Annotated in this window: 11 protein-coding genes; 8 read left to right on the top strand and 3 right to left on the bottom strand. The window is 71.3% G+C overall.

Going from position 1 to position 14175, the window contains the following annotated elements; all coding sequences use genetic code 11:
• Nucleotides 1–34: 34 nt before the first annotated feature.
• From ABH935_RS02280 to ABH935_RS02270, 3 genes are all read right to left on the bottom strand, one after another.
• Entirely contained in the window at nt 35–1201 is a 1167-nt protein-coding gene (locus ABH935_RS02280; protein WP_370376063.1) for a spermidine/putrescine ABC transporter substrate-binding protein, read from the bottom strand.
• Between the two features lie 276 nt (nt 1202–1477).
• Complete coding sequence (locus ABH935_RS02275) at nt 1478–2116, bottom strand: TetR/AcrR family transcriptional regulator (RefSeq protein WP_370376062.1); 639 nt, start codon at nt 2114–2116, stop codon at nt 1478–1480.
• On the bottom strand, nt 2113–3342 hold the full coding sequence (locus ABH935_RS02270) for an aromatic ring-hydroxylating dioxygenase subunit alpha (RefSeq protein WP_370376061.1): 1230 nt from the start codon (nt 3340–3342) through the stop codon (nt 2113–2115). Before ABH935_RS02270 ends, ABH935_RS02275 begins: the two co-directional genes overlap by 4 nt.
• Nucleotides 3343–3475: 133 nt before the next feature.
• On the opposite strand from ABH935_RS02270, the gene ABH935_RS02265 reads away from it, so the two are divergent.
• The 8 genes from ABH935_RS02265 to ABH935_RS02230 all read left to right on the top strand — a co-directional run bounded on the left by ABH935_RS02265 (nt 3476) and on the right by ABH935_RS02230 (nt 13901).
• Nucleotides 3476–3907, top strand: coding sequence for a hypothetical protein (locus ABH935_RS02265; protein WP_370376060.1), 432 nt, complete (start codon nt 3476–3478; stop codon nt 3905–3907).
• 32 nt (nt 3908–3939) lie between these two features.
• Nucleotides 3940–5196: an NADH-ubiquinone oxidoreductase-F iron-sulfur binding region domain-containing protein gene (locus ABH935_RS02260; protein ID WP_370376059.1), complete on the top strand. Its 1257-nt coding sequence runs from the start codon at nt 3940–3942 to the stop codon at nt 5194–5196.
• Nucleotides 5197–5203: 7 nt separating this feature from the next.
• The gene (locus tag ABH935_RS02255; RefSeq protein WP_370376058.1) at nt 5204–5401 is read left to right on the top strand and encodes a ferredoxin; all 198 of its coding nucleotides are present in this window, start codon (nt 5204–5206) and stop codon (nt 5399–5401) included.
• Entirely contained in the window at nt 5398–7500 is a 2103-nt protein-coding gene (locus ABH935_RS02250; protein ID WP_370376057.1) for an acetate--CoA ligase family protein, read from the top strand. The genes ABH935_RS02255 and ABH935_RS02250 overlap by 4 nt, the downstream gene beginning before the upstream one ends.
• Before the next feature lie 10 nt (nt 7501–7510).
• On the top strand, nt 7511–8740 hold the full coding sequence (locus tag ABH935_RS02245; RefSeq protein ID WP_370376056.1) for an acyl-CoA dehydrogenase family protein: 1230 nt from the start codon (nt 7511–7513) through the stop codon (nt 8738–8740).
• Between the two features lies 1 nt (nt 8741).
• The gene (locus tag ABH935_RS02240) at nt 8742–9908 is read left to right on the top strand and encodes an acyl-CoA dehydrogenase family protein (RefSeq protein ID WP_370376055.1); all 1167 of its coding nucleotides are present in this window, start codon (nt 8742–8744) and stop codon (nt 9906–9908) included.
• On the top strand, nt 9905–10807 hold the full coding sequence (locus ABH935_RS02235; RefSeq protein ID WP_370376054.1) for a 3-hydroxybutyryl-CoA dehydrogenase: 903 nt from the start codon (nt 9905–9907) through the stop codon (nt 10805–10807). Before ABH935_RS02240 ends, ABH935_RS02235 begins: the two co-directional genes overlap by 4 nt.
• Nucleotides 10808–10994: 187 nt before the next feature.
• A complete protein-coding gene (locus ABH935_RS02230; RefSeq protein ID WP_370376053.1) occupies nt 10995–13901 on the top strand; it encodes a BTAD domain-containing putative transcriptional regulator in 2907 nt (968 codons plus the stop codon).
• Nucleotides 13902–14175 lie beyond the last annotated feature (274 nt).

Genomic DNA, 14175 nt, shown 5'->3' with positions numbered 1-14175 from the left:
CCTGCCGTCGGTTCGGATGCGGTCCTGTGCACGGTCAGCCCGCCTTCACGTCGGTCCACACGGCGTCCCGGGCGTGCTCCTGGGCCGCCGTGCCGTTCTGGAACATGCGGTCGGTCACCAGGTCCTCGGCCTTGATGACGCACTGGGGGAGCTGCGCGACGAGCTTCGCGTAGGCGTCCTCGGTGCCGTTCACCGGCATCGGGTAGCCGATGTAGTCGATGTTCTTGACGACGTTCTCCGGCCGGAGCATGTAGTCGATGAAGAGCATCGCCGTGCCGGGGTGCTCGGCGTTGGAAGGGATCACGTAGCAGTCGGTGTTCACCGCGGAGCCCTCCTTGGCGGTCTGGAATCCGTAGATCGAGGCGTCTTTCGCCTGGTTGAGCACGGAGACCATGTCGCCGCTCCAGGCCTGGGTCATCAGGGCGTTGCCGTTGAGCAGGTTGTTGTAGTCGTCGCTGGAGAATCCGCGCAGGTGCGGGCGCAGGCTCTTCAGCTCCGCGTCGATCCTCGCCAGGTCGCCGGAGTCGGCGGTGTTGATCGGCAGGCCCAGCTTGAGCGCCGCCATGCCGAGGGCCTCGTCCTCGTCGTCCAGCAGGAAGACCTCGCCGCCGGCCGCCGGCGACCACAGGTCCTGCCAGGAGCCGGTCAGCTCCCCGAGCTTGTCCTTGCGCCAGCCGATCCCCGTCTTGTACATGGTGAACGGGACGCTGTGCGCCGACGCGTCGTCGTACCACGGGTTCTGGAAGTAGTCGTAGTGGTCGAAGATCGACGGGGCGTTCTTCAGCGCGGAGTGGTCGATGCGGTGCAGCTTCCCGGCCGCGGCCAGGCGCTGGGTCCACTTGGCCGAGGGGAAGACGACGTCGTACTTGTTCCCGGCGGCCAGCTTGGCGCCCATCGACTCCATCGAGTCGAAGTTGGACTGGACGACTTTGACGCCGTACTCCTTCTGGAACCCGTCGAAGACCGACGGGTCGACGTAGTCGGCCCAGTTGAAGTAGACCAGGTCTCCGTCGACCTTGGCCTCGATGGGCGGCTCGGCGGACGTCGCGGCCGAGCCGGCCGGCCCGCCGGATCCGGCGGCGGCGCCCGACCCGGTGAATCCGCATCCGGCCGCGGTCAGCGCGACGGCGCCGGCCGTCCCGGCACGCAGCAGCGATCGGCGGGACAGCTCGAAGGACTCCTCGGAAGACTGGCGGGACATGGCTTGTCCTTTCGTCGTGGATGGGGAGGGACCGGCGCCGCGACCCGGTTCGGGGCAAGGCGGTACCCGGAACCGCCGGCGGCGGGGTCGAGCGCTATGAGGGAGGGGTGACCGGCCCGAAGCGGTACGCGGACCTGTTTTTCACCGCGCGCCGGTGGCTGCGACGCGGGCTCTGCACCGCCGCGGTGGCGCGGCGCGGTCGTGGGGGAGTGCGGTAGATGCAGTGGGTTCGGTGGGTGCACCGGGTGCCGGCCCCGGCCTTCGCCGGGCCGGGCCCTACCCGGCGGCGGCCCGGGACCCGGCTGCCGGAACCGGTGTGCGCAGCCCGAGCTGCGGGGCGACGACCGCCCAGATCTGGTCGCGCGCGTCATCCATCGTCATCGCCGAGGCTCCGAGCAGGATCCGCGCACCGTAGCCGTCGGTGAGCGCGATGATCAGGTCGGCCAGCCGCCCGACGTCGCAGGCTTCGAACTCGCCGGCGCCCTGGCCGTCGCGGACGATCCCGGCGATCCAGTCCCGCAGGTTCGCGTACAGGTCCCGGGCGACGGAGCGCGAGTCGGGGTCACGGACGGCGCGCAGGTGCAGTTCCTGCCAGAGCAGGAAGTCGCGGCGCAGTTCGGTGTCCCCGGGCAGGCAGTCGTCGATGGCCCGGGCCAGGCGCCAGGAGTGCGGCGCCTCGGACGGCGGCACGCTCGCGGCGTTCTCAGAGCCCGTGGTGTCGTAGGAGTAGCGGAGTGCTTCCAGGAAGAGCTTCTCGCGGGTGGCGAAGTGATAGTGGAGCGCGGCGGTGGACACGCCGGCCCGCTCGGCCACCATCCGCATCCTGACCTTCTCGAACCCGGTCTCGGCGATGACCTCGCACGCCGCCCGCAGGATCGCCGCGCGTGTCTGCTCGGTCCTGGCCTCCGCGCTCATCGCCGCTCACCGCTCCCTTCGGACGATCCCAGATCGGCTCGGATCCTATCGGCGAACCACCCGACTCCGGCTTCGCGACGCGACAGCGGCCCCGGTTCGAAGCCGGGGGTGCGGACGCCGTGCTGGACCCGGCGCAGCAGTTCGGCGTCCTCGTCGCTGGTGATCCAGCCGATGGCGATGTTGAGCCGGCGCGCCAGGCGGGTCCGGCCGCTGGAGCCGCGGCGGGTGTAGAAGCCGCCGGGGACCGCGACCCGGTCCTGGCCCGCGGGGACGGCGGTCCAGGCGAGCACGTGGTCGGGGTAGAAGTCGAGCAGCGTGTTCGGGTAGATGACGGCGTAGCGCCACATCCTGCGGTCTTCCTCCCGCAGTCCCGGCATCGTCGAGGTCAGCCTCTGATAGAGGCGTTCGCGCCAGTTGGACGACGGCTTGTCCCGCAGCGGGGTCTGGAACAGGACGTAGTCCTCGGCCTCCTCGGTGATGCGGTAGTTCTGGTAGTCGAGCAGCCGCATCAGCCCGGGGTGGGCCACCGGTACGTGGTAGCCCTCCAGGTAGTTGTCGACGGCGACCTTCCAGTTGGCGCCCTGGACCTCGGCCGCGTCCAGATCGTGGATCCGGTCCCGGCCGACCGGCACCAGGTCGCCCCCGGCGTACCGGCCCACCTGCTCGGCCAGCTTCGCGCAGGTCTGGGCCAGCGGTGCGGCCGTACCGTCGATGTTGACGAACACGAAGCCCAGGAAGGACTCCACGGCGACGGTGAACAGCCCGAGCTTCGGCTTGTCCAGGCACGGGATCTGGCGGCCCTCCGGCGCGCCGACCAGCGAGCCGTCGAGCTTGTAGGTCCAGCCGTGGTAGGGGCAGCGGATCGCCGCGGCCGTCTTCGGCTCCGGCTCGGGGCCGTCGACCAGCCGGGTGCCGCGGTGCCGGCACACGTTGAGGAACGCGTTCAGGCCGCCCTCGTCGGTCCGGACCACCAGCACCTCGCGGCCGGCGGCCCAGGCGGTCAGCCGGGAGCCGGGGTTCGGCAGATCGGATTCGTGGCAGACCAGCTGCCAGCTCTTGGCGAAGACCGCGTTCAGCTCGGCCTCGGCCAGCGCCGGGTCGGTGTAGTAGTGCGCGGCCAGGGCCGGCGGCGGGGGTGGTTCGGCCGGGTGCGGTTCGGCTGGGCGCGGGGCGGCCGGCTGCGGTCCGGCCGCAGCGGTCGTCGGTAGCGGTTCCGTGATCGGCACAGGTCCCTCCTTCAGGGGTAGCTGACCAATTGGTCAGTCAGGTTCCACCGAAGTTGCCACCGTGTCAAGAGTTGCTAACTAATCAATTAGTCAGTTACGCTCCCGGCCACCGCATCGACCCCGGAGGTGGAAGGTGTCAGGACTGTTCCAACGCCGCCGACCCGTGTGGCTCGGACTCACCGCCGAACCCGAGCGCGAGTTGCCCGAGGCCGTCGCGGCGCTGCGGATGCGGGGCCTGAGATCCGACGCGCCGCCGGCGGATCGGGCCCGGCTGTTCACCGTCGCCGCGGAGCGCCGCAGGATCGGCGATCTGCTCGTCCACGGCGGTCAGCGATCGTGGCAGCGCTACCTGCAGGAGGTCACAGCCCTGGTACGCGCGGCCGCCGAGGCCGCCCAGAGCGCCGGCGGGCCGGCCGACGCCGCTCCCGCGCTGCTCGCCGCCGAGGTGGTCCTCGACCATCACACGATGCTCATCGGCCTGCCCGGCCCGGCCTACCGCCGGGCCGCGGCCCAGCGGACGGCCTTGGCCGAGGCAGTACGGGTCCTGCGAGGACTCGCGGGCTGATTCGAGCGAACCGGAGAAAGGAGGGCACGCAGATGACCCAGATCCATTCCCTGATGACAGGCCCGGCTCCGCTGCTCGGCAAGAACCCTGAGCGAAGAGAGACCCGCGACGACTATTGGCGGGCCGGCGGATACCGCGATCTGTCGCCCGACGTGTTGTTCAACCGCGTCAAGGCCGCGGGACTGCGCGGGCGCGGCGGTGCCGGTTTCCCCGCGGCGGCCAAGGTGCGCGCCGTGCGGGCCTCCGGCTCGGTGCCGGTGGTCGTCGCCAACGGCGCCGAAGGAGAGCCGGGATCGGCCAAGGACCGCTGGTTGATGCGGGCCCGGCCGCACCTGGTCCTGGACGGCATGCTGCGCGCCGTCGACATGACGCGCGCCGCGTGCTGCTACCTCTACGTGGCCGACGACGAAGCCGCCGACAGCATGAGCCGCGCGCTGGCCGAGCGGGAACCCGTCGTGCCCGCACGGATCGTGCGGCCCGAGCACACCTACGTCGCGGGCGAGGAGACGGCCGTGGTCCGCCGGATCAACGGCGGGCCCGCGCTGCCGACCGCGAAACCGCCGCGGCCCTTCGAGGCCGGAGTCGACGGCGCGCCGACGCTCGTCGCGAACGTCGAGACCCTGGCCCGGATCGCGCTGCTGGCCGCCCACCCGCAGATCCCTGATTCGCTGCTGCTGACGGTCTCCGGCCGGGGCCTGGAACCCGAACTGGTCGAGGCCCCCGTCGGCACGTCGGTGCAGGCACTGGCCTACCGGGCGGACCGCCTCGACACGCCCGGCGTCCTCATGGGCGGCCTGTTCGGCGGGATCCTCGACCCCCGCCGCCTGGTCACCGCGCTCGAACCGGCGGCCCTGGACGCGGTCGGCTCGGCGCTCGGCTGTGGCGCCGTGCATTTCCTGGCTCGCGGCGAATGCCCGGTGGCGCTCGCCGCCGACGGCTTGGTCTGGCTCGCCGGGGAGAGCAGCCGCCAGTGCGGTGTGTGCGTCTCGGGGACGACGGCGTTGGCGCGCACGATGGCCTCCGTGGCCGCCGGTACCGCGGTGCCCGACGACCTGGCCCGGCTCGGCCGGTGGTCGCAGAGCCTGCGCCGCCGGGGCGCCTGCGGCCTGCTCGACGCCGCGGCGAACCTCGCCGCCTCAGTTCTGCGCTCCTTCGGCCCGCTCGTCGAGGCGCACCTCGACGGCGGCTGTACCCGCTGCACCGCCGACCGGACACCGGACGCTGACCGGTTCCGAGTGGAGCCCCCGACCGTCCGAACCACCAGTCACCCCGTATCAGCACCGCGATAGAGGAACCATGAAACTACTGTTGGACGCCACCCTCTGCCAGGGCTACGGCGTGTGCCAGGAGAAGGCCCCCGCGCAGATCGAGCTCGACGATTTCGGCTACGCCGCGGTCCTGGCGACCGAGGTCCCGGCCGACGGTGAGGCGGCCGCCGCGGCGGCTGTGGCCGCCTGCCCCAACCGCGCGCTGCGGTTGGAGCCGCAGCGATGAGCCGCGACCTGGCCCCGCTGTTCGACCCGGTGTCGGTGGCCGTGGTCGGCGCGAGCGACGATCCGGCGAAGTACGGGCACGCCATCGCCTCGCAGGCGCTGCGCGCGCCGCACCGCCGGCCGATCCACCTGGTGAACCGGCGCGGCGGCACCGTGCTCGGCCGGGCCGCGGCGCCCAGACTCGGCGCGCTCGGCGAGCCGCTCGGGCTGGTCGTGGTCTCGGTCCCGGCGCCGGCCTACGAGCAGACCGTCGAGGAGGCCCTGGCCTGCGGCGCCACCGCGATCGTCGCGGTCACCGCGGGCTTCGCCGAGACCGGCGCCGCCGGGCTCGCGCGGCAGCGGGCCGTCGCCGAGAAGGTGCGGGCCGCCGGCGCGGTCCTGGTCGGACCGAACTGCCTGGGCATCGCCGACAACACGACCGAGCTGTATCTGGCCTCCGATACCTTCGACCTCGGCGGCGTCGCGCTGCTGAGCCAGAGCGGGAACCTCGCACTGGAGCTCCAGCTCGCCTTCGCGCCGCACGGCCTGGGCTTCTCCCGGTTCGTCTCGCTCGGCAACCAGTCCGACGTCACGTTGGTGGACCTGGTCCAGGACTGCGCGCGCCACGAGGCCACGAAGGCGATCGCGGTGTACGCCGAGGACTTCGGCGACGGCCGGGCCTTCGCGCGGGCGGCCGCCGCGGCGGGCAAGCCGGTGGTGCTGCTCAGTGCCGGACGCGGGCCGGCGGCGGCGCGCAGCGCGGCGTCGCACACCGGCGCGCTGACCACGTCCTCGGACATCGTCGCGGCCGCGTGCCGGGACGCCGGCGTGGAACTGGTGCGCACGCCGCGGGAGATGACCGCCGTCCTGGCGGCCGTCGCCGGCGGTCGTCGGGCGCGCGGCCGCCGCGTCGCGGTGTTCACCGACGGCGGCGGGCACGGCGTCATCGCCGCCGACGCCGTCGAGGCCGCCGGATTCGCGGTGCCCGAGCTCGGTCCGCAGGTCCGGGAACGGCTGGCCGGGCAGTTGTGGGGTCCCTCGGCGCTCGGCAACCCGGTCGACCTGGCGGGCATGGGGGAGCAGGACCCGCTGTCGTACGCGGCCGTGGTCCGGACCCTGCTGGACTCCGACGAGGTCGACGCCGTCCTGATGACCGGGTACTTCGGCGGGTACTCCGCCGACACCGGCGGCCTCGGCGGCCTCGGCGGTGCGGCCGGGACGCTCGGCGCGGCCGAGCTCGCGGCCGCCGACTCCATCGCCCGGGCGGTGCGGGCGTCTCCGAAGCCGGTCGTGGCGCAGTCGATGTATCCGGACGCGCCGAGCTGCCAGAACCTGCAAGCGGCGGGCATCCCGGTGTTCGCGGCGATCGAGGACGCGGCGCGGGCGCTGGCGGCCGTCGTGGTTTCGACGGAGGCCGAGGACGGCGGCGCCGTGGCGATCGAGCCGTTGCCGGGCGCCGCCGCGCCGATGACCGACACCGGCTACTACGCCACACGCGCCCTGCTGGCCGAAGCAGGCCTGCGATTCCCGGCCTCGGCCGAGATCAGCAGTGAGGCCGAGGTGCGGGCGTTCGCGCGCAGTACATCAGGCCCCTTCGTTCTCAAGGCTCTGCATCTGCTCCACAAGTCCGACGCCGGCGGTGTCGCCCTGAACCTCGCCGACGAGGAAGCGCTGGTCGCTTCGCACCGGGAGATGCACGCGCGCCTTTCCGCTCCGTCCTACTCGGTGGAGCAGATGGCGGATCTGCAAGCGGGTGTGGAGCTGATCGTCGGCGTGAACCGCGATCCGCGCTTCGGCCCGATCGCGATGGTGGGCCTCGGCGGAGTGTTCACCGAAGTCCTCGGGGACGTCGTGTTCGCCCTCGCCCCGGTCTCGGCCGCCCGCGCGGAGGCGATGCTGCGCGATCTGCGCTGCGCCGCCCTCCTGACCGGGGTGCGTGGCCGGCCGGCCGTCGACGTGGCCGCCGCCGCGAAGGCCATCGAGCAGATCACCCGGGTCGCCGCCGCCCAGCACGACCTCGCCGAGTTCGAGGTCAACCCGCTGCTGGCCCTGCCGTCCGGGGCGCTCGCCCTGGATGCGCGGGCCGTATCGCTGGTCCCACCATCCCTTTCCGACTACTGAGGAGCCCGACATGGACTTCCGATACACGCCCGCGCAGCGGGACCTCAAACAGCGCGCTGCCGATTACGTCAAGCTCCTGATGCAGTACGAGGAGCAGGCCGAGCAGGCCCGCGGCGCGCTCCCGAAGGAGATCGTCAGGGAGCTGACACGCGCCGCGATGGACGCCGGCGTCTACGCGATCAACATGCCGGTCGAGTGGGGTGGCCCGGGGCTGTCGCTGTTGGAGCAGGTGATCGTCGAGGAGGAGTTCGGCAAGGCGACGAACTGCCTGTGGGACATCCCTTGGCGGCCGTCGAACGTCCTGGCCTATGGCACGTCGGAACAGCGGGAGAAGTACCTGCTGCCGATCATCCGGGGCGAAAAGTTCGACGCCTTCGCGGTTACCGAACCCGACGCCGGGTCCGATCCCGCCAGTGGCGTCACAGTCGCCCGGCGGACCGCGGGCGGCTGGCTGCTAAGCGGCGAGAAGTGGTTCGTGACCTGCGGTGACATAGCCGACTTCCTGCTGGTGCAGGCCGACGCGCTGGTGGAGACCGCGGACGGTTCCGGCCCGCAGAAGCTCGCCACGCTGTTCTTCGTCGACAAGCACGCGCCGGGCCTGGAGATGACACGCGTCCCGCACTTCATGCACCACGCGGTCAACGGGCATCCCGAATTCACGCTCACCGACGTCTTCGTCGCCGACGAGGACGTGCTCGGCGAGGTCGGCCAGGGCTACGAGCTGACCAAGGAGTGGTTCACCGACGAGCGCCTGATGATCGCCGCGCGCACCGTCGGCGCCGCCGAGCGCGCGCTGCAGGAGGCCCGCGACTGGGCCGTGGAGCGCCAGGCGTTCGGTAAGCCGATCGCCGAGTTCCAGCTGATCCAGGCCATGCTCGCGGACTGCGCCGTCGACATCGCGGTCAACCGCGCCTACACCCACCAGGTCGCCTGGGAGGCCGACCAGCCGGACACCGACCGCAAGACCCTGCACGCCAAGGCCTCGACCGCCAAGCTCGCCGCGAGCGAGGCGGCCGGCCGGGTCGCCGACCGCTGCGTGCAGATCTTCGGCGGCCGCGGCTACGACAGCGCGTACGCCGTCGAGCGTATCTTCCGCGAGTTGCGCGTGGACCGGATCTGGGAGGGGACCTCGGAGATCCAGCGCGTGATCATCGCCAACGAGCTGGTCAAGCGCGGTACCGCTTCGCTCGCGGTGCCCGGCCCCGCCCTCACCCACCCCGCCCCTGAGAACGAGGACTGATATGGACTTCCGGCTCACCCAGCCCCAGCGCGACCTCCAGACCGCGGCCCGTGGGCTCGCGGACTTCATGACCAAGTACGAACTCGCCTGCGAGGAGGACAACGGCCTGCCGGCCGAGGCGCACGCCGAGGTCCGTGACGCGGTGCTGGCCGCGGGCCTGCAGGCGATCAACATGCCGGCCGAATGGGGCGGCGCCGGCCTGACCATCTTCGAGCAGGCCGTGGTGCAGGAACAGCTGGGCCGCCTGACCGGCGCGTTGTGGGACATGGTCTGGCGCCCGGCCAACGCACTGCGTTTCTGCACACCCGAGCAGCGCGAACGCTTCCTGAAGCCGGTGATCCGCGGGGAGCGCCGCGACTGCTACGCCGTGACCGAGCCGAACGCCGGATCCGACCCGCAGAACCTGACGACGACCGCGGCGAAGGTCGACGGAGGCTGGTCGCTCAGTGGCGAGAAGTGGTTCGTGACGGTCGGGGACCACGCGGACTTCCTCATCGTCCTGGCCGCCGCGGGCGACACCGGCGCCCCGACGCTGTTCCTGGTGGACAAGGCCACCGAAGGTGTGGCGGTGAAGCGGACACCGCGCTTCATGCACACCTTCGTCTACGAGCATCCGGAATTCACGTTCGCCGACGTCTTCGTGCCGGACGACCAGGTGCTCGGCGGCATCGGCGAGGGCTATGACATTACGCGTGCCTGGTTCACCGAGGAGCGCCTGATGATTGCCGCGCGTACCATCGGGGCCGCCGAGCGCGCGCTGGAGTTGGCGCGCGACTGGGCCGTGGAGCGCGAGCAGTTCGGGCAGCCGATCGCCAATTTCCAGCTGATCCAGGGCATGCTCGCCGACTGCGCGGTCGACATCGCGGTCAATCGTGCCTACTTCCTCCAGGTCGCCTGGGAGATCTCGCAGCCCGACGCGGACCGCAAGACCCTGCACGCCAAAGCGGCGATCGCCAAGCTGGCGGCGAGCGAGGCGTCCAACCGTGTGATCGACCGCTGCGTGCAGATCTTCGGCGGCCGCGGCTACGACCGGTCGTACCCGGTCGAGCGTCTCTACCGCGAGCTGCGCGTGGACCGGATCTGGGAGGGCACTTCGGAGATCCAGCGTCTGGTCGTCGCCGGCGAGCTGATCAAGCGCGGGACCGGCGTGCTGCGGCTGCCGTCGTGAGCGGCGCTGTCGTGGCCGACGCGGTGGGCGACGGCGAGCCGGATGGCGTCCACCTGATCGGAGTCGTCGGTTGCGGCCAGATGGGCGCCGGCATCGCAGAGGTCTGCGCCCGAGCGGGCTTCGAGGTGGTGGTCGCCGAGACCGGCCCGGCGACCGTCGCAGCCGGCCGGGCCCGCATCGAGGCCTCACTGGACCGCGCACTGGACCGGGGCAAGATCGTCGGCCACGACCGCGACCAGGCTCTCGACCTGATCTCTGTCACCACCGATTTCGACCGCCTCGCCGACCGCGACCTGGTGATCGAGGCCGTGGCCGAGAACGAGGCCCACAAGCTCGCCGTCTTCGCCCGCCTCGACGCGACGGTGCGGCGCCGCGACGCGATCCTGGCGACGAACACCTCCAGCATCCCGGTGATCCGCCTGGCGACGGCGACCTCCCGCCCCGAGCACGTGATCGGCATGCACTTCTTCAACCCGGTCCCGGTCCTCAGACTGGTCGAGCTGGTGCCGTCGCTGGCGACGCACCCGGAGACCGAGGCCCGCGCCACCCGCTTCGTGACCAGAGCCCTCGGCAAGGAGGTGATCCGCGCCAGAGACCGGGCCGGCTTCATCGTCAACGCCCTGCTGATCCCCTACCTGCTGGGCGCGACCAGGATGCTGGAATCAGGCATGGCATCGGTCCAGGACATCGATCGCGGCATGGTCCTGGGCTGCGCGTACCCCCTCGGCCCGCTGGCCCTGGCCGACCTCATCGGACTCGACACCGTGAAAGCGATCGCGGAATCGATGTACACGGAGTTCAAGGACCCGCAGCACTCGCCACCCCCGCTGCTGGCCCGCATGGTCGAGGCCGGGCACCTGGGCCGCAAGACAGGGCGGGGCTTCCACAGCTACGGCTGAGCAGCCGTTGTCGCCCCGGGTCGGCAGGCCTTGCCGACCTGGGGCGACGCGAGGCGCAAAGTGCCGATTCTGAAACAGTTTCACTGCCAGGACTCGCAGGCGCCTAACATCGCATTGACGCGCGCGAACCTGACGTGCTTCACATGCTCCACCACCTGTGCGGGTGGATTGCCGGAGGCGGGGGATCATGAGATTCGGACTGCTGGGGCCGTTAGAGGTACACATCGACTCGCGCCTTGTCCCGGTGTCGGGTGCGGGTCCCCAAGCTGTCCTGGCGCTGCTGCTGGCCTCCGCGAACCAGGTGGTCGGCACCGAGATCCTCGTCGATCGCCTCTGGGGCGACGCCCCTCCGCGGGCCGCTGTTGCTTCCCTGCACAACCATGTAATGCGCCTGCGCAAGCAGCTCGGACCGCGAGCCGGGGCGCGGGTACGGACCCTGTCGCCCGGATACGTCATCGACGTCGCCGCCGACGAGCTCGACATGTCCGTTTTCGAACAGGCTTGCCGTGACGGGCACCAGGCGCTCGCCGAGGAGGACTGGACGAGTGCCCGGCGGGAGTTCTCGCACGCCATCGGGCTGTGGCGCGGCGAGCCGGGCGCCGGGCTGCCCGACGGCTTCGTCCCGGCGGCCGCCGTGCAGCGGTTGCGCGAGCTGCGGTGGTCCGCCCTTGACGGCCGGATCACGGCCGACCTTCGGCTGGGCCGCTACCGCCAGGCGTTGCCGGACCTGCGGATTCTCACCGTGGAGAACCCGTTCGCGGAGGACTTCCACGCGAAGTTGATGCTCACCTTGCACCAGGCCGGGCGTCAGGGGGAGGCGCTGGCCGCGTACCAGAACCTCCGCAGAGGCTTGATCGACGAGCTCGGGGTCGAGCCCTCGGCCCGGCTGTCGGCCCTGAACGAGCGGATTCTGGGCGCCGATCCCGAACTCGGCGGTGCCGATGTCGGCCATGATCTGCCGGCATCGGCATCGGCATCGGCATCGGCAGCGGCAGCGGCGCCGGCGCCGGCCGGGGCTCCGCGCCGGTTCGACGACGTCCCGCGGCGCGTGCCGGGGCAGCTGCCCAGGGACGTCCGGGACTTCACCGGTCGGCAGGCGAGTGTCGCAGAGCTCTGCGACCTTTTGCGGGAGGGCGCCGCGGACGGTCCGGCACGACCGGTCGTGGTCTCCGCGGTCACCGGTACCGGGGGCGTGGGCAAGACGACGCTCGTCCTGCATGTCGGCCATCGGGTCCTGGAGGACTATCCGGACGGCCAGCTCTACGTCGACCTGCGCGGCACCAGCGACTCACCGCGCGATCCGACCGGGGTTCTCGCCGACGTCCTGAGGGACCTGGGCGAGCCGACAGGGTCCATCCCCCAGGACGCGGAGGCCTGCCAGGCCAGGTTCCGCTCGGTGACCGCCGGTCGCAGACTGCTGATCGTCCTGGACGACGCCCGGGACGCGGCGCAGGTGCGACCGCTGCTGCCGGGCAGCGGTGCCTGCGCGGTCCTGGTCACCAGCCGCGGCCGGCTGCCGGGCCTGGTCGGTGCGGTCGGAATGAACCTGGGGGTCCTGGCGCCGGCCGAGGCCAGGGAACTGTTCACGTCGGTGGTCGGCCCGGCACGGGTCCGCGCCGAGCCCGAGCCGGTCGAGCAGGTCCTGCGTTTCTGCGGCGGCCTGCCGCTGGCCGTCCGGATCGCGGCATCGCGCCTGGCCTCCAGGCCGACCTGGACCGTCGCCGCGTTCGCGGCCCGCCTCGCCGACGAACACCGCCGTCTGGACGAGTTGCGGGTCGAGGACATGGCGGTACGGGCCAGCTTCCGACTGAGCTACACCAGCCTGCAGGACACCGATGATCCGGCCGGGGTCAGCGCGGCTCGGGCCTTTCGTCTGCTCGGGCTCATGCCCGGCCCGGACTTCGCCGCACCCGCCGCCGCGGTGCTCTTCGACGAGCCGCTGGACCGCGCCGAGGATGTGCTGGGCTCCCTCGTCTCCGCCAACCTGCTGGAAGAGCCGTCTCCCGGCCGCTTCCGCTTCCACGACCTGCTGGGCACATTCGCCACCGAACTGGCCTGGTCCGAGGAACCCGCGGTCTCGCGCGACGCAGCCGTGTCGCGCCTGCTCGAATGGTACGTCCACACGACAGTGGCGGCCGAGAAATGCGCCCGCCCCTACCGCATCAGGGATTCGAAGATTCCTGACATCCCCGAGGTCCCCGGCCATCCGGCTCTTGAGTTCGACTCGTACGACCAGGCGATGCGCTGGTACGACCAGGAGCGAGCGGGTCTCGTCGGGGCGGTGGCGCTGGCCCGCCGAGTCGGGCGCCACGACATAGCCTGGCAGCTTCCCTATGTGTTGTACGGGTATTTCTACCTGAGCAATCGCGCGGCGGACTGGATCGCGACTCATGAATCTGCGATCGCCGCAGCCCGCGAACTCGGCCATGAACACGCCGAAGCCATGATGTGGCACAAACTCGGCAACGCCTACCACACCATGGACAGGAACACAGACGCCTTCGGCTGTTACGAGCGCGCACTCGTCGGGCTGCGGACATTCGGCGACCGCTCCGGCGAGGCGAACACCTTGACCAACCTCGGCATGCTGAGCGCCGAGCTCGGCCGGTACAGCGAAGCGCTTGAGTACAACACGCAGAGCATGAAACTCCACCTGGAGCTCGGCCATCTGGAAGGACAGGCGAGCGACCTGAACAACCGCGCCGAGGCGCTTCGCAGGGTCGGCCGGCTGCCGGAAGCCGCCCAGACGGCAGCCGAGGCGCTCGCGTTCGTACGTGAACACGGCCTGCGCGGCGACGAGGTGTACCTCCTGATCACCTCCGGCGAGATCCACGAAGCCCGCGGCAAGGACCACGAAGCCCTCGACGACTTCCAAGCTGCCGCCGAACGCGCTCACGCCATAGGCAGCCGCCGCCTGGAGGCGATTTCCCTGGACCTGGCTGGCCGACGGCTGGCCGCCTCCGGACGGACATCCGAGGCCGTCGACGCCTGGCGAAAAGCGCTCGCCATCATGACCGAGACGGGCGACCCGGCGGCATCCGACGTCGCGGACCGACTTCACGCCGCCACGAGTGCCGTCGAGGACGCTCAGTAGCCTCCGGCCCGTGCACGCCGAGAGCCGGCTTGGGGTTTTCGGCGCAGCCACGGCGAACTGGCCGGACTCGGCATAACCGTCGCCGCCTCCGCCCTCTCCGCACCCCGGCGCGGCTCGTTCGCCTGGGCCGACTTCATCCACTCACAGCCGTGTGAGATCGGCGTTAGAGCGGTGTTAGCCACCTCTGCGACGTTTACCGCACGGCGAGCTTCGCAGCGCGGAGAGCGCAAGCCCGAAGTCACAAAGTGCACGCCACGCCGAGTGGTTTTCGGCG

This window comes from Catenulispora sp. GAS73 (assembly GCF_041262085.1).
GTDB lineage: Bacteria > Actinomycetota > Actinomycetes > Streptomycetales > Catenulisporaceae > Catenulispora.
This window is presented reverse-complemented; position numbering and strand designations above follow the sequence as displayed.

Bases quoted from the DNA above. Each gene is read 5' to 3' on its own strand.
- ABH935_RS02280 (WP_370376063.1), bottom strand. From the start codon at position 1,201: ATGTCCCGCCAGTCTTCCGAGGAGTCCTTCGAGCTGTCCCGCCGATCG.
- ABH935_RS02275 (WP_370376062.1), bottom strand. From the start codon at position 2,116: ATGAGCGCGGAGGCCAGGACCGAGCAGACACGCGCGGCGATCCTGCGG.
- ABH935_RS02260 (WP_370376059.1), top strand. From the start codon at position 3,940: ATGACCCAGATCCATTCCCTGATGACAGGCCCGGCTCCGCTGCTCGGC.
- ABH935_RS02245 (WP_370376056.1), top strand. From the start codon at position 7,511: ATGGACTTCCGATACACGCCCGCGCAGCGGGACCTCAAACAGCGCGCT.
- ABH935_RS02230 (WP_370376053.1), top strand. From the start codon at position 10,995: ATGAGATTCGGACTGCTGGGGCCGTTAGAGGTACACATCGACTCGCGC.
- ABH935_RS02240 (WP_370376055.1), top strand. From the start codon at position 8,742: ATGGACTTCCGGCTCACCCAGCCCCAGCGCGACCTCCAGACCGCGGCC.
- ABH935_RS02255 (WP_370376058.1), top strand. From the start codon at position 5,204: ATGAAACTACTGTTGGACGCCACCCTCTGCCAGGGCTACGGCGTGTGC.
- ABH935_RS02250 (WP_370376057.1), top strand. From the start codon at position 5,398: ATGAGCCGCGACCTGGCCCCGCTGTTCGACCCGGTGTCGGTGGCCGTG.